The sequence below is a fragment of the Paenibacillus canaveralius genome (assembly GCF_047238265.1).
Classification (GTDB): domain Bacteria; phylum Bacillota; class Bacilli; order Paenibacillales; family NBRC-103111; genus Paenibacillus_F.
This window is the reverse complement of the sequence record NZ_JBDFMM010000001.1, coordinates 2,467,380-2,492,426: the sequence shown is the minus strand read 5'-3', so window position 1 is coordinate 2,492,426 and position 25,047 is coordinate 2,467,380. Positions and strand designations below refer to the sequence as shown.

Below are 25,047 nucleotides of genomic sequence, written 5' to 3'. Positions count from 1 at the left end.
GTACCAAGCGTCCTTACTGGAGAGTACCATTAAACAAACTAAGTTCCGTTCAAAATCCTACTTCTCAAAAATAAGATTCTAAACAATAATGGGAGAGTGATCATCCCCCCCCTGAATTTACCAATTTATTTCGAAAGGATGCTCGATCATGAAAATCATGGTGATTACGGCTCATCCCGACTTGACGGCTTCCAGAGTTAACCGCGCTTTTGCCCGCAAAGCTTCTGCCGCCCCCGGCGTCTATGTCCGCGACCTATACCGGGAGTATCCCGAGTGGACCATTGATGTGGAGAAAGAGCAGCATCTGCTCACTCAACACGACCGGATTGTTTTTCAGTTTCCTCTGTACTGGTACAGTTCGCCGCCCCTGCTGAAGAAATGGTTTGACGATGTGTTCACTTACGGCTGGGCATTCGGAACGAACGGCGTCCACTTGGCGGGAAAAGAATTCATGGTCGCCACAACAGTAGGCGGAACCGAGAATCAATACCGCTCGGGAGGCTCAAACTGGCACACGTTAAGCGAATTTATGAAGCCGATTCAGAGCACGGTTCTGAAATGCAACGGTGTTTTTCTCCCGATTTTTGGAGCCTTTCATTTGTCGGATGCGTCCGAAGAGGCACTTCAGGCGGAAGCCGGCCGTTATGTGAAGTACATTGTCAGCCCCCGGGCGGTCCTTGTCGATTAACCCGCAAAAGTAAAGAGAGCCGGTTCAAACGAATGGGTTCTCTTTTCTTTTTGACCTGAATTGGCACAGGCGTAATAACGAACGGTTCCGGTAGAACAACTGCCTTCCAATTTCGCGAAATCGTACGTACGGCCCGGTACTGTACGCCGATTGATCATTAGAAACGGAATACAGGCGATGCTTTGCGCTTGTCCTTGCCTTTTTGAGCATCCTGTTAACCTGCCGAACTTATTGCCGCTTTACTGGTATAAAGTGACAAGTTCGGGGAAATCTACAGACAAGTTTGCGAGAAAGGAGTGAGGCAAGTCCGTGAAGCTGTTCAACTATTTATTTCGCAAAAACAAAACAGCCGCTCCTGTGCCCGTTCAAACCGAATCCGAGCCTGTCACCATCAAGTCCTCCCTTGCCGAAAACGCGCGATATCTCGACCAAGCGCTTTTTCATACCGATGATCTGGTGAAGCTCTCGCTTACGTATCAAAACCAGGCACTGCTGCTCTGCTATCTCGATCCGATGTGCGATGAGGTAAAAATCAGCCGCTTCATTCTCACCCCTCTTGCGGAGTCCGAGGAACAAAATCTGGCCGATGTGCTGACCGCTCCCAGGGTATACGCGCAAACTTCGCTGGACGAAGCCGCCGATACGCTGCTGCGGGGGCAGGCCGTTCTTTTCAAGGAAGGCAGCACGGAGTGCTATTCGATTACGGTCAATGCGGAAGTCAAGCGGACAACGGAAGAGCCCCAGAACGAAAAAACGGTCCGCGGCCCTCATGAAGGCTTTGTCGAAAATATGACGGTTAATCTGCATCTGATCCGCAAACTGATCAAAAACCGCCATCTCGTTATCCGCCGTTATACGCTTGGAAAAGAAAGCCGCACCGAAGTCGCCGTCGCCTATCTGAGTCACGTCGCCAAGCCTGAGCTGATTCAGGAAATCGACCGGCGTCTTCGCACAATTGCGGGGGCCAATATCTTGTCGACCGATCTCATGGAAGAATATATCGAGGACAAGACGATCTCTCCTTTCCCCCAGCTTCTGACGACCGAACGCCCGGACAGGGCCGCCGCCAATTTGCTTGAAGGAAGAGCGGTCCTGCTGTCAAGCGGTTCTCCCAGCGCGTTCGTTATGCCGGTGACCTTCTTTACGTTCTATCAGTCTCCAGACGATTACTACAGCCGTACCCTTAGCGGTTCGTTCATCCGGTTCATCCGGCTGCTGAGCTTCGTCATTGCGATTACACTGCCCGCTTTTTACATCGCGGTCATTACGTATCATTATGAGGTTATTCCCGCTGAACTGCTGTTTCAAATTAAAGGCAGCGTGGAAATGGTGCCTTACCCCCCGCTTCTGGAAGCCATGTTCATGGAGCTGACGCTGGAGCTGCTGCGGGAGGCGGGAATTCGCCTGCCGGGTCCGATCGGACAGACGATCGGCATCGTCGGAGGTCTTGTGATCGGAGACGCGGTCGTACGGGTGGGACTCGTGTCCTATCCGATGATTATCGTCGTCGCCCTTACCGCTATTTCCTCCTTCGTAGTGCCTTCACATGAAATGAGCGCATCCGTACGGCTGCTCCGGTTTGCCGTCATGATTCCGGCGGCTCTGCTTGGCTTTATCGGAATCGTGTTCAGCCTGATTTTCATTCTGATTCATCTGTGCAAGCTGGAATCGTTCGGCACGCCTTATCTGACACCGGCCGCCCCTTTTCGGCTGAAAGGCTGGAAAGATACTTTATTCCGGTTCCCTATGTGGAAAATAGACAAACTCGTCTACACGGCTAAGCCCAACGCGAAAAAGAATACCGGGGATTCAAGGGAGTCTGCAGGAGAATGACACCCAATTCGAATAAAATCAGCCCGAAGCAGATGCTCTTCCTCATTCTCCAGACTCAGATCGGCGTCCAGGTGCTTTACCTGCCCTCCCGGGTGCAGGCGATCGCCAAGGGCGACGCGTGGATGTCGATCCTCCTTGCGGGATTGTTCAGCCAACTGCTCATTCTGATCATGTGGAGCTTGAACAAACGTTTTCCGTCGGCCACCTTGTATGATTTTATGCCTCGTTTGACGGGCAAGGCCGTGGCCGTGTTCATCCAGGTGCTGTATATCGTTTATTTTACGGCCCAGAGCAGTCTCATTCTGATGTTCTTTTATGAGGTAATCCGCGATTGGGTTTTTCCCGAAACGCCAAAATGGCTTATTACCGGGCTCATGGTACTCGTCTGTGTTTATTTGACGCAGGAAAACCTGAAGATCATGGCTCGTTTTTTTCTGCTGGTCAGCTGCGTGTTTCTCATCATGATCTTTATATCCGCGTATGCCTATACGCATTCCAATCTGCTTTACATTTTCCCTATCGGGCAGGCCGGGCTTCTTCCGGTCGTGCGGGCTGCGCATGAAGCGATGAATACGCTCAGCGGCTATGAATGGATTCTTTTTTGCTATCCGTTTGTAGAAGGAACACCCCGGCAAAAACTGGCTGCGGTATCCGCCGCTAACGCTATTTCGACCCTGCTGTATACGTTCCTCGTCTTTACGAGTCTCGTCGTATTCAGTCCTGCCGAGCTCCCCCTGCTGCCTCACCCGGTTCTGTATATGGTAAAGGCACTGACGTTCGCTATCATTGAACGCCCCGACCTTTATTTTCTTTCCGCCTGGATCGTCGTTGTCGCCACTTCCATTATGGCTTATTTATACTTGGCTTCGACCGGCATCGCCCAATTGTTCGGCAGAAGCAGCCACCGCAAGCCGGTACTGTATACGGCCATGTCGCTTATGGCGGCAGCGCTGCTGATCCGGGACCAGAACGTGATGAGGATATTAGGGAAAATCGTCTCGCTGTCGAGCTACGCTTTCCTTGCGGCCATCCCTCTGCTTTTGCTTCTGATCTCGCTTGTTTTCCACATTCGCGAAGGCGGGAGGCGGCTGACTAAATGAACCGCATATACCTGACAGCGGCAAGCCTGCTGACCCTTCTTTTGCTTAGCGGATGCTGGGATCAGCAGCTTCTCAAAAACTCCCGTATCATCCATATCGGAGGATTCGACAAGGGGGAAGACGGCAAGCTTATCTCTACCGTGGCTTTTCCGGACGTTTCCAGCGTAGAAGGGGGGCGCAACGAAACCAACGAAATCCATACGGTCACGAGCAATACGACCCAACATGCCCGCGCCGCGCTCGATCGAGAAATATCGGGGGATTATTCCCCGTCCAAGCTGCTTGTGCTGCTGCTAGGCGAAGAATGGGCCCGCGGCCAGGATATTATGCCTTACATGGATGTGTATTACCGTGATCCGAAAAGTCCCCTGAATGCACGGCTCGCCGTCGTCAAAGGAAGGGCGGAAGACTTAATCAACCTGAAAATGGTCGGGACCAAGCTGATCGGACGCTTTCTGGACCATCTGCTCGAGAATATGGAAGACAGCACCAACGCCCCAAGGGTGAATTTCCAGTCGATCGGTCCTGTCAAACCCGGACAGGATTTTGCCCTTCCCTACGTTTCCCTTCATAATAAAATACCCGTCGTTCAAGGCACGGCCTTGTTTCACCACAACAGAATGACGGCTTCCCTTTCTCCGGAGGAATCTGTTCTCTATCTGCTGCTCGGGGGACATAGAGGGGAAACGGCACGACTCACCCTTCCCGTCGACATAGACCAGGAGCGGGAACGTCAAGTGAGAGCGGAACGTTTTATAACGGTTGATCTCCACAAGGCCTCGCGGAAAATGGATGTGCAGCCGACGGAAAACGGCGGCGTTACGGTTAAGATCCGGCTGAAGATCAACGCGGCGGTCATCGAATATCCTATGGATCAGCTGAACAAAAAAGAGACGATACAGAAACTGAACACGGCTCTTACCAAACTGCTTACGGACCGGGCCAAAGCCATTACGCGCAAAATACAGGAAGCGAATCATGACGGATTTGGAGTCGCCCTCAGACTGATGGCTTTTCATCCCGAAGCATGGAAGAAGATGGACTGGGAAGAAGACTACAAGGAAGTCCGGTTCGAGCCGGATGTCCGGGTGAAAATCGAACGGAAGGGGATCAGGTTCTAGGGACTGGTTCTTCACGAATGAGTCTCATAAAAAAAACCAGGTACTCTTGAAAGAGTCCTGGTTTTTATCGGTTATGCCGTTTCTAACGCTTCTGTATCAGGCCCGGCCCTACACCGTTCCTGCCGCGGCAGCCCGCCTGAAATCGGCCAGGCTCACGCTTGCGCCGCCGTTCAGCCGCGATTCTTCCGCGCCGAACGCCATCAGATGGCTCTGCAGCGAAGCGGAAGCGGATGTCCGGCTTGCGGCAGGGGCGCGGCCGTATTCGCGGACATCTTTCAGGAAGGAGGCGACCATGCGCTCGTCCCCTCCTCCATGACCGTCGCCGGCGATGTTGCAGCGGACCTCGACCGCTTCTCCGGTAGCGAAACGGTGCAGGGTGTACGAGCCGGTGTCCATATCGCCCAGGATCTCGCCGCGGGTCCCCATGATCTGGACCCGTCTGCCGCCGCCCTGGGTAAACCCGGACATCGTGAAGGCCGCTGTAGCCCCGCCGGCAAATTCCAGGTTCACGACCTGGTGATCCACGACATCGTTATCACAGCGGTACACGCACCGTCCGAACGGTCCTTCCTTCAGCGCTTTTACGATGCCTTCCTGCGACAGATCGTGTGTCATGTAACGCGCCCAAGGATGATCCGGCGGCTGAATGTAGAGCTTCAAAGCGGAGAACGGGCACTCCTTCTCGACTTCGCAGCCTTCGATACACCTGTCGGTCGAACCCGCGGGAGCGTTCTCCTTTTTGAAATGAAACAAAGAGCCGAATGAGCTGACGCTCCTGCATTCCCCGCCCATGAGCCAAGAAATAATGTCCAGGTCATGGCACGATTTGGCCAAAATCATGGGACTGGTTTCTTCGGCACGGCGCCAGTTGCCCCGCACATAGCTGTGGGTCATATGGGCGTAGCCCACATTTTCCGTCAGACTGGACGGACGCGACATCGCCGAGCTCTCCGGCATCCAGGTGCTGTTTGATGCCCGACCAGAAAAGGGAATACCGCAGCACGTGGCTGACGACGAGAAGCCGGTTATGGGCTTTGGCCGCCTCCACGAGCTGCACGCACTCCTCCAGCTTGGGGGACATCGGTTTTTCCAGCAGAACGTGGTAACCGAGCTCCAGCGCCTTCATAGCCGGTACGAAATGCATCCGGTCCAGCGTGCTGATAATCATGATATCGGCGATTTTCCCCCGCTCGAATGCCTGCTCCCACGACGAATATACATATTCGGGCTTGATTCCATGTATACGCGAGATGAGCTTCCGCCTGCCTTCATCGGGCTCCGCTACGGATACGATGTTGAGTTCGTGGGGGTATTTCTCCGCATACGGGCCGTAAATGTAACGTCCCCTGCTTCCGGCACCGAGCAGTACCGCTGTTAATGCTGCCACATTACTTCCTCCTCTTGCTTCGGCTTATGTTCCGATTGTACAAGAGAGAGACAACGGTCTAAAGAGATCGTTGGTTACTTTCATATACTTCTGTTGACCTGCGCTCTTGGGTCTTCGTAAGCCTGCGAATCGTTTCCGCAAGTTACTGCTGCGGTATACCGCGAACCGGAACAGCCGTGCTTTATTCCTGGCTGGCTGCCGCTCCTTCTCCCGATCAGCCGCTGTCGCCGCTCGCCCTCCGGCTCCGGTATTCCTGCGGAGTGGATTCGTTCTGCTTTTTGAAAAAACGGATAAAAGCCAGGGCCGAATTGTAGCCCAGCAAAGCGGCGATTTCTCCTACCCGCAGCGGGCTGCCCAGCAGCAGCTCCTTGGCTTTCAAATTCCGGTAATCGTTAATATAATCGGACAGTCCGATTCCCGTCATCTGTTTATAAAGCCGGGACAAGTACGACGGATTGAGGCCCACGTGGTCGGCAATGGCGTTCAGCGAGATATCCTTCGCGAGATTGTCTTCTATATAGGTGTGAACCCGGTGGACAAGCTCGTCCGGAAAATGGGCCGCCTGCTTCCCGTTCCAGTCAAAGATAAGCTCCGCCGTCTGCAAAAAATACGCTTTAAGCGCGGCGACCGACAGATCCGCCTCACAATGGAACAGGATCGACAGGTCGTGGCTGCTGTTCAGATGCGCCTTCAGTTCGTCATTTTTATTCACATAGGCCAGGAAAACGGCCGAAAGCGAGTGATACACTTCCTTTTTCCGCTCAAACGGCCAGTCCTCGCTTTCCCACAGATTGCAGATCTCCTTGTATACGTTAAAAAACTCGCAGCGATGGCCGTTCTCCAGGCATTTCCCGAGCAGTTGTACGCGGGCGGCCGTAAAAAACTCGCTTCTCTTCTGCGTCTGGCCGGTGTCTCCGTGATTTTCGGGAACGGGTTCCGTCAGAATGATTTCATTTCCGAGGCCCGCTCCGAACAAAAAGGTATATTTCAGCTCATGAAATTTGTCGGCGGCATCCGACCACGAAACCGGATTTTTGCCTACCACAAAAGAAAGCGGCAGCTTCAACAGATTTTTGCAGGCCCGCTGGATCGTTTCAAGGGCGTTTCCCGTGAAATGCCGCGTCTTTTCCCAGCCGGCACGGGAAATATCCGTCTCAGAGTACGAGGTTCCTCCCGGCTGGATAAACCAGGCGATTTTCACCTGGTCGTACACATAGGTATACACGCGTGCGCCCGGCGACAAAATTTCTTCGGCGATATTTTGTACGGCATACACGAAAAGCGCTTTATCCGGCGGCGTCAGCATATCTCTCCACACGTCCACTCTTCCCAGAAGCAGTAAAACCGGCTCTCTCCCCAGAAGGGGAATGCCGATCTCCCGGAAATGACGGTCAAGCTGCTCCGCATCCGGCCTTTTTCCCTGAAGCAGGCTGTTCATATATTCTTTCTGCAGGGAAGGAAGTGCCCTCTTCATGCTCTCCTCGGCGCGTTCAAACATTTCTTCGCGCGCTTTTTCCTCGTCGAGTTTGCCGATCGCCCTCGTTACGGCGGCGATGATTTTCTCATCGCTTTCTATTTTCAGGAGATAATCGAAGCCTCCGTATTTGACCGCATTCTGCACATATTGGAAATCGTTATAACCGGTCAGAAAGATCACTTTGCACGAGGGCCAGTTATTTTTGATTTCACGGAGCAGACCGATGCCCTCCAGCGCCGGCATTTTGATATCCGAGATGACGACATCGATCCGCATGTTCTTCAATAACTCCAGCGCTTCTTCTCCGGAAAATGCGGTATGAATTTCCAGGGATAGCTGCGGGGTTTCCTCGAAAAGCTCTTTCAGTCCCTCCACGATAATCGGAATATCGTCTACAATCAGCAACCGGTACATCCTGTCCCCTCCTCTAGCTGTTTCCGATGTGAATGCCTGCCTTCAGACCTCCCAGCTCCGACCTGTCCACGGTAATTCCGTATCCGGCCCCGTAGCGGAGCTGTATCCTGCGGTGCACGTTCACGAGTCCCGTCGTCTCTTCAAGCTCGCGGCCTCCGTCCGCCAGACGCTTGCGGAGTTTATCAAGCTCTTCGTCCGTCAAGGTCGTGCCGTTATCTTCCACATAGATGACGATTCCCTTCGCGTCTCTCCGGCTCCAGATCCGGAGCATGCCGGCGCCCGGCGTGCTTCCGAGCGCATGTTTGTAAGCGTTCTCTATTATAGGCTGAAGAATCAGCCGGGGAACGCGCGTGTCAAACTCCTCCACTTCGAACACCGCTCCAATGCGGTCTCCGTAGCATACTTTCTGCATATCCACGTAGGTACGCGAATGATTGATTTCAAGCGAAAGCGGGATCTCGTCCTCGTCGTTTCGGGTAATAAAATGAAAATAATCCCCGATATACAAGCAGAACTGGTACGCTTTCTCCTTATGTTCCGACTTAATCAGACGGCACAGGACAAAAAAGCAGTTGTACAAAAAGTGCGGGTTAATCTGGGATTGCAGCCGTTTCAGTTCCGAGCGCTGGCTGCGGATTTGCTGCTCGTAATTTTGCTCGATCAGTTCCCTCAGCGAATGGATCGTCTGATTGAACGCATGGTACAAATACCCGAATTCGTCGTTGCCCCGATCAACCGGAATGAGCTCCAGCCGGTTCTGCTGAACTCGTCTGAATGACTGCACGAGCTTGAACAGCGGCCGGTATATTAGCCGGAACAGGAAGAACGAGAAGAACAAGACGACCGCTACCGCCAGAACGCACGCCCATCTGAACCATACCCGGTAAGTCTGGATAGGTCCGAGCAGGGTATTCTCGGGAATGCAGTCTGACCGAATACGAGTTCCACAGCGTGGAGTAGTTGTAAACCGCCAAATAGCGGTCACTGCCGACCGTAATCGTCTCGTACCCCTGTTTCTTTCCTTCCGCGCTTTTTTCCGTGATAAAAGCCTTCGCCGTCGTCAGCAGCCCCGGATCTTCACCGCTCTGAAAAATCCATCCGCGGTCCGTGTTGATCAGCAGCGTTTCCCCGCCGAAGGAGCCGCTGATCTGCGCCAGCGACTGTCTGATTTTGGCCGTCGACAGCTCGACGCCGACAACGTACAACGGCTCCCGGGCCGAGTTCGAGGGCACCTGCATGCTCAGGAACAACCGGTCGTTCCAGAACACGAAAGGCTCGTCGGGCCGTTTGTTCCGCAGTTGAAGCGCTTCATATTCTTCCAAATCCACGAAGGTATCGTACTTCACGCTTAGCAGTGTCCGCTGGATGAGCGGCACATACGCTTTCACTTCCTGAATAAACGCGCTGGAATCTTTGGTCAGGTTCAAACGCTTCTGAATGCCCAAAATTTTTTGGGACCGGTCGTAGTCCGACAGTTCATTGCCCATCGCGGCGATTTCCTGCAGATCGCTGTCCGTTACGTAATTCGGCAGAAACCGGTTGATCCGGTCCGCCTCCTTGTCCAGGGAATCCAGGTAATACCGGGTCGTGTTCAGGATGGATTGGGACCTTTCCTCGCGGATGCTCTCCGACCCTTTTTCGTTAATCAGCCAGGTAATGGCCATGATCGGAAGCAGGGCGGCCATAAATACCGCCATAATTTTTTTGAAAATGGAGGAGTCCTGCAGGCTGAAATTGAGTTTCATGAATACCGCTCCCCTTACGCTCGAATGCCCGTCCCGTTATTCTTTGACACTCCCCATGACAATTCCTTTAATGAAGAAACGCTGAAGGAACGGATACACCAGAAGAACGGGAAAAGCGGCGACAAAAATCTGGGCGGCTTTGCTGGTGCGGTCCGACAGTTTGACGAGCAGCTCGGCGTCCTGCGCTTTGATAAACCGGAAATCCATATTGATGATAATGGTCTGGAGGAAAGTCTGCAGCGGATATTTATCGGGATGATTCATCAGAATCATGCCGTCGAACCAGCTGTTCCAATGCCCGACCACCGTAAACAAACCCGTCGTCGCCAATGCGGGAAGAGAAAGCGGAGCATAGATCTTCCACAAGGTCGCAAAATGGCCGGCCCCGTCGATCCGGGCCGATTCTTCAAGCTCTTTCGGAAGACTCCGGTAAAAATTCAGCAGGAGAATCACGTTGAAGACGGGCAGCGCTCCCGGAAGAACGAGCGCCCAGACCGTATCGATCAGGCCGAGCGTTTTGATCGTCATGTACCACGGAATAAGACCTCCGCTGAACAGGATCGTAAACACGAAAATCCACACGTAAAAGGTCCGCATACGGAATACACGGGGATCTTTCGACAACGGATACGCCGTAAGGATCGTCAGAAACATGCTGATCGCCGTTCCCAGCACGACTCGCTGGACGGATATCCAGAAGGCACGCAAGTATTCCGGCTTGCCGAATACGTTGTCGTAAGCGGCCGTCGTAAAATCGACGGGCCAAAGCAGTACCTTCCCGGCGGAGGCGGCCGCTCCCGAGCTGAGCGAGATGGCCAGGATGTGAATGATGGGCATGAGGCACGCGAAAGAAATGAGGGCGAGGAACACGGCGTTGCCGATCAGAAACAGTCTCCTGCCCATGGTCAAGTTGTGGCGCAAGGCAATCCCTCCTCAGAAAATCCGGTAATTGGCGAAGCGGTAAGCAAGCAGATACGAGATGGAAATCAGGAAAAACGAAACGACCGACTTCAAGAGTCCGACCGCCGTAGCGAAACCGAACTGTGATTGCTGCACCCCCATACGGAAGACGAACGTGTCGATAATGTCCGCGCTTTCATAAACCTGCGGGCTGTACAGATTGAAAATCTGATCGAATCCGGCATTGAGCACATTGCCGATATTCAGCGTAAGCATGAGCACGATAATCGGCATCATGCCCGGAAGGGTGATGTAGAGGGTCTGTTTCCAGCGTCCCGCCCCATCCATCTCCGCAGCCTCATAAAGCGACGGATTGATGCCCGTAAGGGCGGCCAGGTATACGATGGTGCCGAAGCCGAATTCCTTCCATACGTCCGAAATGACCATGACATAAGGAAACCAGGCGTTATCCCCCAGAAAAAAAACGGGCTCCATTCCGAAGACGCCAAGGAGCTGGTTGACGATCCCCGACGACGGCGAAAGCACGTCGATGAGAATGCCGCTGAGCAGCACCCAGGACATAAAATGCGGCAGATAGACGAGCGTCTGAAACGTCCGTTTGATCCACTGCCTGCTCAATTCGTTCAGCAGAATGGCAATCGTAATGGGCACGATTAAACCCGCCGCGATTTTCATCGTCGCTATAAACAGGGTGTTGAAAAATATTTGTCCGATATCCGGATAGTCCATCAGGAAACGGAAATTTTTCAGTCCTACGAACGGTGAACCGAATAACCCCTTGGACGGGATATATTTCTGAAAAGCCATCATAATTCCCGCCATCGGGATATAGCTGAATATAATTACAATAATCAAACCCGGCACTACCATCAGATGAAGAGGCCATTCCCGCCTCAAAGTCCGAAACCGCGTATGCATACCCTCACCTGCCTTGTCAGCTTCATATAGATAGAAAAAGAGGGATCGTATCCTTTCCGATCCCCCTCCAAGGATTTTGACTGAATTCGCCCGCATCGGGCGGCTTCCGCCCTATTTGTTTTTGCCGTACCAATCGTTGACTTCTTTCGTGATCTCGTTGCCGCCCATGTTTTTCCAGTCCGCGACAAACTTGTCGAATTCATCGACAGACACCTGGTTCATGATAATTTTAACGAACACTTCATCCCGCTTTTTGTTCAAAATCGCCCCTTTTTCCACCATGGTCGGCGTCGGCGCTCCGTAAAACTTGTTCTGTTCGAACTGATTGTTCTTCTTCATGTCCGGGTACAGCGAGACGGCGCCCTTCGGACCGGAAATCAAGTATTCCCACCACATGCTCGTATCGCCGCTGACGTATTTCATCGCGCGACCGTAACGGGTCTTCTGATCCTTCGTCTTCAGTTTGCTTTCGTCTTTGTTCGCGATCGCGTCGGGAAGCACGTCACCGTTGTCATTGGTTTGATTATTGACGAAAATCGGGTTCAGCAGCCAATAGTTGCTCGACTTCTCCACTTTATCCTTGCCGAACTCGTATACCTTGCTCTCTTCGCTCTGGCTGTTGTTCACGACGATCCAGTGGTTAAGCAGCTTGATGACCGCCTCCGGATGTTTCGCCTTCTTGGACACGACATAGTACTTATCCACACCCAGCCCGATTTGAGACTTGGCGGGTTTTCCGTCCGAAGACGGAAGCGGGAATACGCCCCACTCCTGCACGACTTTGCCGTCCTTGACCGCTCCGCTTGCCAGCTGGGCCGGCATCCATTCCGCGCCGTACGCCATGCCGATACTGTCGTTGTACAGCATCTCGGAAGCTTTCGTCGCATCCTTGACCGCGAATTCCGGATCAATCACACCTTTCTTGTACAGATCCTGGAGACCGCGCAGCGCTTCCTTCATTTGGGGCTGAATGTCTCCAAACTGAAGCTTGCCGGTGCCGTCATCCAGCCACTGATTCGTGTAGGCGTGATATCCGTTCAGAAAACCCGTGACGCCGAGAGCTCCGTCGAACAGGTTTTTGTTGAACGCCAAACCGTAGGCTTTGCCTGTTCCTCCGGGGTCCTTCGTCTTAAAAGCCTCCGCGATTTTGGCGACATCTTCCATCGTTTTCGGTTCGGGCAGGTTCAATTTCTTCAGCCAGTCCGTCCGCACCCACAAAAACTGGGCGTAAAAAGGATTCGAAGTCGAAGGAATGGCCATTAGCTTGCCGTCGAACGTGGCCGACTTCATCTGAAGACCTCCGTCCATGGTCATCATTTTTTTCGTGTTTTCGGTAGCGACCTTGTCGTATACGGACGTCAAGTCCATAATCATGTCGGCTTCGATAAGCTGCTGAAGCTGAGCCGCATCGACGGGAAAGAAGTCCGGTATATCGTTTGTGGCGATGGACATTTTCAGCTTTTCCGCGAACTGGCTTCCGTCCGCCACCCATTTGTTCGTGATTTTGACTCCGGTTTCTTTCTCGTACGCATCGTAAACCGCGTTTTTGTCGAAGGTTTCACCCGGATCGAATTTCAAATACGGATCGCTGGCCCGTACCGTCGATACTTCCATGACCCCGCCCGTATCCGGCGCCGACGCTTCTTCGGGTGCCGTGCCGCTGCACGCCGTAACCGTTAACATGGCCGCGATGACGGCGGCCGGAAGCAGCCCTTTATGTCTGTTTTTTCTGCTCAATGCAATCCCCTCCTGGGTGTACTGTTCCTGATCGGGCCGCTGTGACCGGCCTTTCGTTTCTTGCGTAGCTTAAGTATAAGAAACGTGCTGCCGGGCTGCCATATACTCCTTTTTACATTCGTATACACCTCTTGACTGACCTTTGTTCAATAACACGGCGTACCCGAGCGGCATTTCCGCGGCAAACGGCGCTCCGGTCCTCCCGCATCTTTGCTTCCCGCTCCTACGTTGTGTGAACTAACCCAGTTTTTGATATTGTAGAACCGGGGCGAATAACTTAGAATGATGAAGGAACTATACGTTCGAAGGGAATCAGAAAATGTCGATAAAACGATTATCCGCGCTCTTTTTAGCTGTTATTATGGCCATCCTGCTCATCAATGACAGTGTCTTTTATTATTCCACCAAAAAATCGCTGACGGCCAATATGGAAACGGAGTTGTTTTCTCTTTCCCAGCAAATTCAGTTAAGCATTGACCACGTGGAATACTCGTCTCAGACCCGGGACAAGCTATTGTCCGATTCGTTAAGGCAAGTAGCCCTCGGCGTCAAAGCCGCTCTTCCTCCCCGTTACCAGGATATCGACAACAGCATGCTGGCGGAGCTCAGAGTCAAATATAACGTAAGCAACCTCACCTTGTTCGCCCAGATCGGAGACGAGATCGTCAGTGTCCGTTCCTCGGACCCCAAGGAAATTAACCTGAACGCGAAATACTGGGGCAATTACCGGATTGCGCTGGAACAATTGTTCAGACTGGAACCGGTTACCGTATCCGAAGGCACCACCCTCGCGAGCTTCTGGGCGGGTAAAATATCAGGTTCCGCCTCCAATCCCGATTCCAAAAGAAACAAATTCGGCTTCTATTACGACGGTACGACCGACTACGTCATTAACCCGACGATGAACAGCACGCTTATCGAACGGTTCGATCAGAACGACGGTTCGGAATTTATCGTCGCCGAGACGTTGAAAAATAACAAAAACCTGCTTGAAATAACCGGGTTCAATCCCCGCACCTTCTCCAAACCGGATGACGATCCCAGCTTTTATACGATGACGAACGGTTCCAAAAACATCCGGTATTCCGAGCGCAAAATTTTGTTCGGCCAGTACAACAACAAATCGCCGGAGGACGCTGACCTGATCGAACAGGCCGTCAAACTGGAGAAGCCGCTCTTCTTTCCTGCGAAAATCAACGGTAAAAGCGTGCTGAAAATTTTTTATCCGGTTAAAAGCGAGCGGGTCCAGTTCCCCTACGTGATCGGTCTCGTCAATGACATGGAATATATACACAGCTCTCTAAACAAGCAATTGCTTAACTTTTTCCTCGTCATCGTCTCGGTTTCGATTGCCAGCCTGATTATGGTCTATTTTATTTACAAAGGGGTTAACCGCACGAAAGACGCCGTTGCCCAGACGATTCAAGAAAATTATACGGACGAAATGAACAGTCTGATGGTCGCGATCAAAGGTCAAAATCACGATTTCACGAACCATCTGACGACAATCAGCTGCATGGTCCAGTTGAAAAAATTCGAAGAAACCAAGAAATATATCCAAGAACTCGTGGAAGAAACCAGACTCGTCAACAGCATTGTCCATGTCGGGCATCCCGCTCTCGCTTCCCTGATCAGCTCCAAGATTACGCAGTCGCAGCTTCGGAAAATCCATTTTACTTATGAGCTCGATTTGGCGGACGATCTCACAAGCATTTCCGGACTGAAATCCGTCGATCTCGTGAAAATTTTGGGCAATCTGATCGACAACGCTTTCGACGAAGTTAGCGGAATGGACGTGGAGCAGCGAAACGTCCACCTGCTCGGGTATACGGAAGAGAACACGCTCGTCTTCAAGCTTTCCAACCAGATCGGCAAAAGCTTGTCCGAGAAGGATCTCGAGGCCATGTTCACAAGCGGCTACTCCACGAAAAAAGACGGCGTTCACAAAGGCCTTGGTCTCGCCATCGTCAATCAGCTCGTTCAGCGGTACAAAGGAACGGTTTCCGCTGAAGTTTCCGGAGCGGAAATCATCCAATTTACCGTGGTTCTTCCGATCTATTCCTGATCCCGCAAGGGTGATGAGAAGAGGCGGACACTTGAGATTCCCACATTCAGCCAAAAAAGAAACTCGGCCCGCTTTCGGCAGGCCGAGTTTTTTCGCTTTAACGGTTCAATTCGTGAAGGGCGGCTTCATACTTGCGCATCCGTTCGCGATCTTTGGATGTCGGTTCCTTGATGCGGGTCATGTCCATGTTATCGTGAACATCGGCCAGTTTGACTTCCCGTGCCAGGGGATTTTGCTTCGCTCTTCTCACAAAATCCAGGTAGTCCTCTCCCGGCTCCCGGCTTAAAGCGGTTACCGCTTCCACGATGTCCCGCGCGAATCCTTCACGCAGCAAGTCTTCGGCCGTTACCTCCGAATCTTCCAGAACGTCATGAAGGACAGCCACGATGCGCGCATCGGCAGTCCCGACGTTCTGCATAACCCGGAGCGGATGCAAAATGTACGGCTGGCCGGCTTTGTCGGTTTGACCGGAATGGGCCCGGGCAGCTATAATAATCGCTTTTTCCAAGGTGCTCATGCTTTGCCTCCTCCCTGATCCTGCGTCGTTAATCCAAATTATACCACGCCTCTTCCTTAATCACACGGCAGCCGCTTACGGTCGAAGGACGTTCCTCTGCAATCTTTTTTGCAAGTTTCATGATGCGGCGCGGAGTGCGCAGCCTGAGTTCCAGTACTCCATTTCGTTCTTTTTAAGGCAGGGTTTGTCCCGCTACGGTGGCTTTGATCATTTGAATAAACCTCTTCGCCGGGGGCGAGAGAACCTCACCTGCACGCGTACATACCGCGATGGTATTTTTGAGCCGGATGTCCTTCACGTATACCCGGGCTAACTCGCCGCGTTTCACATGATCCCGTACGACCAACGACGAAATAAAGTTCGTCCCGTACCCGGCCATCACCGCGCTTATCGTTTCATTCAGGCCGTTAAACTGCAGGGCAATCCGGGGCGGGCTCACGTTATGCACCCTGCATAAGGAAAAGAGCCATTCCCGGGTCGAGCTTCCCTCTTCCCTCATAATAAAGGGCTCTTTCACCATGTCGGCCAGTGAGATATGCTCGTTGGCATATTTATGACCGGCAGGCACGACGAACCACAGCTCGTCCTCGAAAAGCTCTTCCCAATGAATACCCGGCTGCCTTTCACCCGCTCCCCCGTAAAAGGCAATTTCCGCTTCGTAATTGAGCAGGCTATCGAAAGCGCCCCGGGAATTCGTCGTGGTGATGAAAAAATCCGCGTCTTCATGGTCCCGCTTGAACTTGGCGACCCAGGCCGGAAGGAGAAAATTGGCCGGCAGGTAGGTCGATACGAGGCGAACCGTTCCGTTTCTTCCCGACGTATAACCGTCAACGAAAGCTTCCATCTCCGCTTCAAGGGCAAACAGCTTTCTGGCGTAATCCAACAGCTTCCGCCCGGCATCGGTTAAAGAAATTCCTCTTCCCCGGGCCATAAAAAGCCTCATCCCGATTTCGTTCTCAAACCGCTTGATCTGGGAAGTGACGCATACCGTAAGTGACTCCCTCCCGCGAAGCATCCGGGCTCACCCCGCCGGTCAGGAACATCTGGCCGGGGCAGGGCGGGCCTTTCTTGTCCGCACAACTCGGCTAGGCGCGTCCGTAACATTTTTGATAGCGCAGCATTTTCCGGTAGATGCCCTTATTCTTCAATGTTTTAAATCCGTAAATTTTGGGCCGGGGATTCGCTTCCAAAATCCAGGGATGCAGACTAGAGTCCAACCCGACGTCCAGCCCCACTTCTTTAATCCGCGGAAACGTTTTATTGAGATGCCGGGCCGCCCGGAGTCCTAAATTCCGCAGAGATGCCTTGTACCGCTTCGTGTCCGCCCTATGACCTCTCAGGAGAACCTCAACCGGTTTCGAAGAACCGCCCCTGCATACATTCGTAACGATTTTCCGGGGATGCCCGGTGCGGCCGATCATACCCGTCGTTTCCCAGTTCCCCCTCGGATTTTTCTGGACCATGATTCTCAAATCGAAGAGCCGCCCTTTGTGGCGGAGGAGACGAATCCCCTGCTGGATCACGTACGGGGATTTTTTAGTACGGCTCCGGAGAGCCTTTTCCATGCTTGCGAAATCCCTGAACCTTTTCACAACGGTATGAAGCTGAAACTTGTAACCGTCCGCTTCGCGCTCTACCCGGATAACGCCGCTGCCTCCCGTGCCGCTGTTCGGTTTTACATACACCATTTTGTACGTGCCCAGCATCGCTTTTAATGTGCTTTTCCTGTAAAGCCGGGTTTCGGGAACATTCCGTCTGATTTTTCCGTGCTTCAGCAAACAATCGGATACGTTCTGTTTGGTCGCATAGCCTCCCAAATCCATTCATCCTCTCTTTAAGTATGGCGCTAGTCTATGAATATGTGATGTTTGCGTCCGTGCTTGTGCTCATACCCAATCGTGCTTTTCATGCTTTAGCCGATTCCTTCGGAAATGAGCTGATTTCCCGCTTCCCAAGCCACAATCCGCTGATTAACGGCTGTAAAAAAAGTGTAATCCAACATAGATCGATACTCGGTTAAAGAACAACGCGGAATCCCTCCCTATAGCGGAAGGGAACACGACGAAGAAACCTTACATTGTCCTGTAAAAATGAGGTATACTGATCTGGCAATACTTAGCCTGAGGAGACTGTTGGCATGAAACCCTTTAACGATAAATGGTTGTTTGAAATAGCTTACGAGAATGCGCCGTTCGCTATGGGCGTTTATTCGCTGACGGAAGACCGCTGGTTGCGGGTCAACCCTTCCTTTTGCCGAATGCTCGGGTATACGGAGGACGAGCTGGTAGAACTCTCCGACAGGCAGATCACTTATCCGGAAGATATCGTGCTATCTCCTGCGCCTCTTCCTTCTCTTTCTTCCATTGAAAAAAGATATGTCACTAAAAACGGCGGAATTGTCTGGGCTGCCGTCGGCCTCTCCCCGCTTTCTCCGGACTCCGGGGAACCTCCCGTTCTTCTGGTTCAGGCCGCGGATCTGACGGCGCAAAAAATGCGGGAAGAGCGGCTTCTCGACAGTGAACGCCAGTACCGGCTCATCACGGAAGTTTCGCTGGACTGGATTTCCAGGCATGAGCCGGACGAGATGGCAACTATGACCTACTCGTCTCCGAGCTGCAAAGCCATTTTCGGCTATGAGCCGGAAGAAATGGTCGGACAGGCAGCAATTCCGCTCGTTCACCCCGATGATCTGGATAGGGTTCTTCTCTTTCTGGAACAGAACCGCCATACGGAGGGCGACAAAGTAACGTTCCGGTTCCGATGCAAAAACGGCGATTATGTCTGGCTGGAATCGACCACACGCTATACGTACGATAAAGACGGGAATGTGAATGAGATCATTTCCATCTCCCGCGATATTACCGAACGCAAGAAAGCGGACCAGCAGCTTCAGGAAAGCGAGCAGCGCTACAAATCGTTGTTCGATCACAATCCGGCTGCGGTTTATTCGATGAATCTCGACGGCGATTATAAGACCGCCAATAAAAACCTGCAGCAAATTACCGGGTACACGCTGGAAGAGCTCATAGGGATGTACTGGGGACCGATCGTCGCTCCCAAAGATCTGCCCAAAACGCTTTACCACTTCGAGCTCGCCAAGCAGGGTTTTCCCCAAAGCTATGACTTGACCATCATCCATAAAGACGGGCATCCCGTCGAAATCAATTCGACCAACATTCCGATCATCGTTGATAACGAAGTCGTCGGCGTCTACGGCATTACGATCGATATTACGGAACGTCAGAGATATCTCGCCCAGATCGAAAAACTTAGCAGCGAGTATACGCTTATACTCAACTCCGTGACGGAAGGCATCTTCGGAGTCGACTCCTCCGGCAACGCGATGTTCATTAATCCGGCCGGCGCGGATATGCTGGGGTTTGTCCCCGAGGAACTCATCGGCAAGCCGTATCTCGGGATGCTGCAAAATGCGTTCGGCAGCCCCGCCCAGCAATCCGAGGACGAGCAGATCATTTACCGAGCGATCCGGGAGGGACACGCGTACCGTAACAAGGAAGCCGTGTTCTGGCGCAAAGACGGGTCGAGTTTTCTCGCCGATTATCACGTCACGCCTTTAATCGATAACGGGGAGCTTCGCGGCGCTGTTGTCGTATTCAAAGATATTACGGGCGAGAAAGAAATCATCCGGGCCAAGGAATTCGCGGAAAAAGCCGATCAGGCCAAGTCGGAGTTTCTGGCCATTATGAGCCATGAGATCCGGACGCCGATGAACGGGATTATCGGGATGGCGGATCTCCTGGCGGAAACGGAGCTGTCCGAGGAACAGCGAAGCTATGCCGACATCATTTTGCAGAGCAGTTACGCTCTGCTGCGGATCTTGAACGAAATCCTGGATTTCAGCAAAATCGAAGCCGGAAAAATGGTCGTCAATCACGAGCCTTTCGATGTCCGTTCTGTTATGGAGCATGTCGTTGAGCTGTTTCAGCCGAAAGCAGCGGAGCGCGGTATCCGTTTGACGTCCGAGCTCGACGACAGCATTCCTCCGACACTTATCGGGGACGAAGGCATTCTGCGCCAGATTATCGTCAATCTGGTCGGGAATGCGATCAAGTTTACGGAGAAGGACGGCCACGTTTCCCTTGCGGCCAAGCTCGATCAAACACCCGGACGCAGTGATGCCGTGCTGCAATTTTTCGTCCGGGATACGGGGATCGGTATTCCCGCCGACAAGCAGAGCCAGCTGTTCCAGTCGTTCTCGCAGCTTCACCCGACGATTAACCGCAAATACGGCGGTACGGGTCTCGGCCTTGCCATCTGCAAGAAGCTGGTCGAGCTGCTGGGCGGTGCGATCGGCGTCGACAGCCAGGTTAACGTAGGCTCCACGTTCCATTTCGTGCTGCCCTTCGAACTGCCGGGCGAAACGCCTTCAGCGGATACTCTCGCGGAACACGCGCAGCGCCGTACGCCTGCACCGGCTCTTGTGAGCGGCAGAGAAAACGGCGCCTCTCCTTCGCCGAAGTTCGGTCCGATGAAGCTGCTCGTTACCGACGATAATTCCGTTAACCGCCTGCTGCTCCTTACTCTGCTCAGGAAGCTCGGATATGAAGCCGACTACGCGGAGAACGGCGCGGAAGCGCTGCATGCGGTCCGGACTACCACCTATGATATAGTGTTTATGGACCTTCAGATGCCCGAGCTCGACGGCTTCGAAACGACCGCGGCCATCCGCAGGTTGAAGGGCGACGCAGCTCGTCCGGCGATCGTGGCGGTGACCGCTTTTGCCCAGAAGGAAGATATGGAGATGTGCCTCGCTTCCGGGATGAACGATTTCATTAGCAAGCCGGTATTTGCTCCGGAAGTTGAACGCGTCCTGAAAAAATGGTCGCCGCACGAGCTTTATCAGCCCCAACAAGAGAAAGATTAAATCTGTTTGATGATAATAATGAACATCTTCGCTCCGGCGGAGGTGTTTTTTATTTATAGGCAATCGGCCGGTTGAATAGATGCCTCACATCCGGGACAGATGGTCGTGTTGACAAGTGAATGCTCGACGCATATACTAAAAGTATAACAATTAAGTTAACTTAACAATTAAGGTGATGACATGTACGAACGCTTATATCAGACCGTAAAGGAGATCAACGAGGCCGAATACACGGCCAACCTGCTCCTCTTACAAGAGTACAACGAGCTTCTGCAGGCAGATCTGACCTCCAAGCAAGCGGTCGTTCTGGAACACATTCACAAACACAAGCGTTTGACGGTCAAAGAATTAGCGGATTTAATGCTTATCACTTCCAGCGCGGTTAGTCAGCTCATCGGCAAACTCGACAAGGAAGGTTACCTGAAGAGAGAAATTAACCCGAACAATCGCCGGGAAATTCTCGTTGAGCTCGATCAAGCCGGATGGGATTATTTCGAACGTCAGGAGAAGGTCGAGAAGAGCATCGCGGAACGCTTTTATTCCAAACTGGATCCGGAGGAATTAAGCGCCCTGCGCAAAATCACGTTCAAGCTTCTGAAAATTATCGAAGCCGAAATAAGGTGACGTCCCGCGTCCCTTTCCGCCAAATATGTTAGGTCACTTAATTGTTGCGTTAGCTTAATTCTTTTATAAATAGATTAATTGGAGGGATTCCCATGCAAAACAAACAAAAAGAGCTTCAAGAACTGTTTTCGGTCATGTCGGAGAAAGGAATTTTCAACGGAGCGTTTTTGGCGGCGGAAAATGGGGAAATCGTCTTTGAAGGCGCGTATGGGCTCGCGGATAGAGAGAGCGGCCGCCCCGTTACCGTTCATTCCGTTTTCGAACTTGCTTCCGTTTCCAAAACTTTTACGGCCATGGGTACGCTTATACTCGCCGAACAAGGTAAACTTTCACTGAACGATCCCGTGGAGCGTTGGATTCCGGACTTCTGTTATAAGGGGATCACAGTGAGGGACCTTCTGCGGCACACCTCCGGCCTGCCCGATTATACCCCCCTTTTCATCAAAGACTGGGACCGCTCTAAAATCGCCACGAATTGGGATGTTCTGGAATATTTCAATGTCCATCAGCCTCCGCTGCAATTTCAGCCCGGTGAGAACTGGGAATACACCAATACCGGGTACGTCTTACTGGCCCTGCTGATCGAAAAGATTTCGGGTCTCTCCTTTGCCGAATATATGAGTGAAACGCTGTTCAAACCTCTCGGCATGCATTCCACACGGATTCATAACCGGCGCCGTTCCGGAAATGTGCCGGAGGATTTTGCTTTCGGGTACGTATATTCCTTCGAAACGCGCAGCTATCACCTCCCGGACGAACAGCCTGCGACCGATTTTGTCGTATACCTGGACGGAATCCAGGGAGACGGGACCGTAAACTCCACGCTGCACGATCTATTGATTTGGGACCAAGCGCTGTATACGGAGAAACTTGTCAGCAAAAAGACGCTGGACGAAGCCTTCACTTCCGGAAAACTACCCGATAACGAGCCTTATTCGTACGGATACGGCTGGATCGTGGAACAGAAAGAGCATTTCGGAAAAATCGTTTCCCACAGCGGCGGCTGGCCCGGCTACAGCACGAATCTGGCCCGTTACACGGATCACGGAAGAACGACGATTTATTTGGCCAACGCGGATCGTCAGACTGGACATTCAGCAGCGGATTCTGAGCGAGGCGGAAAACATCCTTTTCGGCCTCCCCCACTCCATCCCTGAAGTCCCGGCCGAACTGAAACCCGTGAACATCGACAAAACCGTCTATCCGCTGTACCGGGGCGTATACAAGATGGATTTGGGACTCGATCTCAGCGTGACGTCGTGCCCCGAGCAAGATCAGTTATTCATCCAGCTGAGCGGGCAGCCTCAATACGAAATTTTACCGCTGTCCGAAACGCGTTTCTTTGTCAGGGAGCTTCAAATCGAAATTGAATTTGCGGCCGAAGAAGCGGGCAAACCCGCAGACGGGCTTACGCTGTTTCAATACGGCGAACACCGGGGCGTACGGGCCAAGTAACGGAGGCCGCCTGTCAAGCTGGTTTTCCGTATCACGCGGAGCTCCCGGCACGCGGTCGTCGGCATCACTTGACGGTGTTCAAACATGCACGCACCACATGTCAAGCTTATGCGGTACGTCGAGCGGGCGCTGCAAAGACGCCAAAAGGATTCCCCTGCACGTATGGTGCGGAGGAATCCTTTTTTTATGGGGAACGGTTTCTATTATATCGTCTTCTTATGGATATTCGGCGTCATACGGTTCCGTTTGCATGCCTTCTAACCGGAATCTTTCAATTCTCAGCGGCCTTTTTAGTTGATGCTCATTAACGTTCATTTGTTTATACTCCGATAAAATGAGCTGAAACAGACGTTCAATTAAATGGCAATCTCCGAGCGCGTCATGTCTTTTATAAGCCGAGGCATCCATTTCGTAATGGCCGATCAGCCTAACCGTTGATACAATTCCTTCCCATTCGGGATGAATGACTTTAACTAACACTTTGAGGTCAGTTGGGTCACATAATCCTTCCCTGTAATACCTGTCCCCTCTAAGTCAAAAAACAAAATGGCTGGCTGTGCAGATCCGGAATACATAGATGGGAAATCAGATAGTGATCTTCTCTCATCCGTATGTTCATGATACTCCCCTTTATCCGTGAAATTTTCGGATAAAACAGTGATGCTCGCTCCATTCGTCGACACCATAACGTGAGGTCCGTCTGCCCGCCGGAAACTTTTTGTTTTAGAGGGACACAAACGTTCCGTGCAGCGGAATCACCTGCATAACCGGCTTCAACGGAATGGTTACCTGCACCTTAAGGCCGCGCTTGTCCGACTCGCACTGAATTTCTCCTTGAAGGCTCCGGACTCTCTGCTGTATTCCGTAAATCCCCATGCTTCCGAAGCCGTTGTCCGCATGCTCCACGGCTTTTGTGCCCACCCCGTTATCCCTGTAGGACAGAAGCAGATTCTGTTTGCCTCCCGTCAAAGTCACATGGACCTCCTGGGCCTTCGAATGCTTCATCGCATTGGACATAAGCTCCTGCGTAATCCGGTACACCGCAATGCGCTGTTCATCGTTCAAATAATCCCTGAAATGCCCCGCTTCGAAATAGATCGTAAAGTCCGCATGCAGCTGGATGTGGTCAAACAGGGCCTCCAGAGCCTGTACAAGCCCCCACTCTTTAAGAAAAGGAGGCCTGAGTTCGTTGCAGGTCAGGCGGATCTGGTACATCACATCGAGCAGACCGTCTCCGATTTGAGCGAGACCTTCTTTAAGTTCGTCAGGGCCGAGGCCCGAGGTCCGCAGCTGCTCCAGCTTCCGGTACCAGATAATTTGTTCCTGGAGGGCCGCATCGTGCAAATCCTGGGACAGCCGCTTCCGCTCGTGCTCAGACAAGTTGAAGAATAGGCGCAGCAGCCAGGGAGGGGTCTCCTGTTCCTCCATCGTCCGCTTCAGCTCAGCCGATAAGTCCTCGATGACCGTGAGATTTTCATACACGACATTAACGTAGCGGATTAGAGTTTTCAGCCAAATTCTTTTAACGGGAAGACGCGTACTGTCCGTCAACTCCCCGAATATGAGCCAGGACGTCCTGCCTTTGAATTCCCCGATTTTCAGAAAAGATCCTTCTTCATATTCGAAAACTTCGCCGATCGAAAGCTGCTGGCTCTGATGCTGCCTGATTTTGTTCAAAACGCCCCGGGGTACCTCACCCGTTCCCGCTTTTACCGAGCAGGACGGATGACCGGCTTGAGTTTCAATCAGGGAAATGCAGTCGATTTGAAAAATCAGCTTCACTTCAGCCAGCAGCCGCGCCTCCAGCTCCTCAATTTTCATAATGCCGAAAAGATCATGCGAAAAATTGTCGAGACTTCCCTGAAGCGCGGAATATCTCTCGTCACTGCGGCGCAGCTGCTCCCTGCTGATATGGAGCTCCTCGTTAATCATATTCAACTCAGCCGCATAGTAGCGGGCTCTATCGTAAAAGCCGCCCAGAAAATAAGCAATGACGGTACAAACAACGGCACCCGCCGCCTGCATCTCCCAGGCATCCCCGATTACGAAATAGTAATAAAGAAAAAACACGATTCCCACAACGGTCGTAAATCCGGCACCCGCAAGACGCCCAGTCCTTTTCATCCGCAACGTTCAACTCTCCTTCAAACTTCTTGGTAC

19 protein-coding genes and 1 pseudogene are annotated in these 25,047 nt (G+C 52.4%); 9 read left to right on the top strand and 11 right to left on the bottom strand.

All coding sequences use genetic code 11. The features are described from left to right. Positions 1-148 precede the first annotated feature (148 nt). The 4 genes from ABC395_RS11495 (at position 149) to ABC395_RS11480 (ending at position 4,742) form a co-directional block, all read left to right on the top strand. Positions 149-688, top strand: a complete 540-nt coding sequence (locus tag ABC395_RS11495; RefSeq protein ID WP_413003130.1) for an NAD(P)H-dependent oxidoreductase — start codon at positions 149-151, stop codon at positions 686-688. Between the two features lie 309 nt (positions 689-997). Then, positions 998-2,521 (top strand): spore germination protein, encoded by a 1,524-nt coding sequence (locus tag ABC395_RS11490; protein ID WP_413003128.1) that lies wholly within the window; start codon positions 998-1,000, stop codon positions 2,519-2,521. Then, positions 2,518-3,621, top strand: a complete 1,104-nt coding sequence (locus tag ABC395_RS11485) for a GerAB/ArcD/ProY family transporter (RefSeq protein WP_413003126.1) — start codon at positions 2,518-2,520, stop codon at positions 3,619-3,621. Before ABC395_RS11490 ends, ABC395_RS11485 begins: the two co-directional genes overlap by 4 nt. Next, positions 3,618-4,742: a Ger(x)C family spore germination protein gene (locus tag ABC395_RS11480; RefSeq protein ID WP_413003124.1), complete on the top strand. Its 1,125-nt coding sequence runs from the start codon at positions 3,618-3,620 to the stop codon at positions 4,740-4,742. The genes ABC395_RS11485 and ABC395_RS11480 overlap by 4 nt, the downstream gene beginning before the upstream one ends. A gap of 108 nt (positions 4,743-4,850) precedes the next feature. Here ABC395_RS11480 and ABC395_RS11475 read toward each other — a convergent pair. The 7 genes and pseudogenes from ABC395_RS11475 to ABC395_RS11445 all read right to left on the bottom strand — a co-directional run bounded on the left by ABC395_RS11475 (position 4,851) and on the right by ABC395_RS11445 (position 13,341). Further along, positions 4,851-6,129, bottom strand: a pseudogene (locus ABC395_RS11475) (Gfo/Idh/MocA family protein). A 214-nt stretch (positions 6,130-6,343) separates the two neighbouring features. Continuing rightward, entirely contained in the window at positions 6,344-8,020 is a 1,677-nt protein-coding gene (locus tag ABC395_RS11470) for a response regulator (RefSeq protein ID WP_413003122.1), read from the bottom strand. Between the two features lie 13 nt (positions 8,021-8,033). Continuing rightward, on the bottom strand, positions 8,034-8,804 hold the full coding sequence (locus ABC395_RS11465; protein WP_413003120.1) for a sensor histidine kinase: 771 nt from the start codon (positions 8,802-8,804) through the stop codon (positions 8,034-8,036). Beyond that, positions 8,752-9,765, bottom strand: coding sequence for a hypothetical protein (locus ABC395_RS11460; RefSeq protein ID WP_413003118.1), 1,014 nt, complete (start codon positions 9,763-9,765; stop codon positions 8,752-8,754). Before ABC395_RS11460 ends, ABC395_RS11465 begins: the two co-directional genes overlap by 53 nt. A 36-nt stretch (positions 9,766-9,801) precedes the next feature. Beyond that, on the bottom strand, positions 9,802-10,668 hold the full coding sequence (locus ABC395_RS11455) for a carbohydrate ABC transporter permease (protein WP_413006728.1): 867 nt from the start codon (positions 10,666-10,668) through the stop codon (positions 9,802-9,804). Between the two features lie 30 nt (positions 10,669-10,698). After that, positions 10,699-11,604, bottom strand: coding sequence for an ABC transporter permease (locus ABC395_RS11450; protein ID WP_413003116.1), 906 nt, complete (start codon positions 11,602-11,604; stop codon positions 10,699-10,701). 111 nt (positions 11,605-11,715) lie between these two features. Next, positions 11,716-13,341, bottom strand: coding sequence for an extracellular solute-binding protein (locus ABC395_RS11445; RefSeq protein ID WP_413003114.1), 1,626 nt, complete (start codon positions 13,339-13,341; stop codon positions 11,716-11,718). A 319-nt stretch (positions 13,342-13,660) separates the two neighbouring features. Here ABC395_RS11445 and ABC395_RS11440 point away from each other — a divergent pair, with 319 nt between their 5' ends. Further along, positions 13,661-15,406 carry a sensor histidine kinase gene (locus ABC395_RS11440; protein ID WP_413003112.1) on the top strand — a complete coding sequence of 582 codons (1,746 nt, stop codon included), beginning with the start codon at positions 13,661-13,663 and terminating at the stop codon, positions 15,404-15,406. A gap of 97 nt (positions 15,407-15,503) precedes the next feature. Here the strand turns inward: ABC395_RS11440 and ABC395_RS11435 are convergent, their stop codons facing one another. From ABC395_RS11435 to ABC395_RS11425, 3 genes are all read right to left on the bottom strand, one after another. After that, positions 15,504-15,923, bottom strand: a complete 420-nt coding sequence (locus tag ABC395_RS11435; protein WP_413003110.1) for an HD domain-containing protein — start codon at positions 15,921-15,923, stop codon at positions 15,504-15,506. Between the two features lie 172 nt (positions 15,924-16,095). Then, positions 16,096-16,938 (bottom strand): LysR substrate-binding domain-containing protein, encoded by an 843-nt coding sequence (locus tag ABC395_RS11430; RefSeq protein ID WP_413003108.1) that lies wholly within the window; start codon positions 16,936-16,938, stop codon positions 16,096-16,098. A 70-nt stretch (positions 16,939-17,008) separates the two neighbouring features. Next, positions 17,009-17,746: a YheC/YheD family protein gene (locus ABC395_RS11425; protein WP_413003106.1), complete on the bottom strand. Its 738-nt coding sequence runs from the start codon at positions 17,744-17,746 to the stop codon at positions 17,009-17,011. Between the two features lie 314 nt (positions 17,747-18,060). Between ABC395_RS11425 and ABC395_RS11420 the strand changes: the two genes are divergently transcribed. The 4 genes from ABC395_RS11420 to ABC395_RS11405 all read left to right on the top strand — a co-directional run bounded on the left by ABC395_RS11420 (position 18,061) and on the right by ABC395_RS11405 (position 22,887). Further along, positions 18,061-20,808: a PAS domain S-box protein gene (locus ABC395_RS11420; RefSeq protein WP_413003104.1), complete on the top strand. Its 2,748-nt coding sequence runs from the start codon at positions 18,061-18,063 to the stop codon at positions 20,806-20,808. Between the two features lie 180 nt (positions 20,809-20,988). Further along, entirely contained in the window at positions 20,989-21,432 is a 444-nt protein-coding gene (locus ABC395_RS11415; protein WP_413003102.1) for a MarR family winged helix-turn-helix transcriptional regulator, read from the top strand. Between the two features lie 92 nt (positions 21,433-21,524). Continuing rightward, the gene (locus tag ABC395_RS11410) at positions 21,525-22,589 is read left to right on the top strand and encodes a serine hydrolase domain-containing protein (protein ID WP_413003100.1); all 1,065 of its coding nucleotides are present in this window, start codon (positions 21,525-21,527) and stop codon (positions 22,587-22,589) included. 22 nt (positions 22,590-22,611) lie between these two features. After that, a complete protein-coding gene (locus ABC395_RS11405; RefSeq protein ID WP_413003098.1) occupies positions 22,612-22,887 on the top strand; it encodes a hypothetical protein in 276 nt (91 codons plus the stop codon). A gap of 723 nt (positions 22,888-23,610) precedes the next feature. Here ABC395_RS11405 and ABC395_RS11400 read toward each other — a convergent pair. After that, positions 23,611-25,011, bottom strand: coding sequence for a sensor histidine kinase (locus ABC395_RS11400; RefSeq protein ID WP_413006727.1), 1,401 nt, complete (start codon positions 25,009-25,011; stop codon positions 23,611-23,613). Between the last annotated feature and the right edge of the window lie 36 nt (positions 25,012-25,047).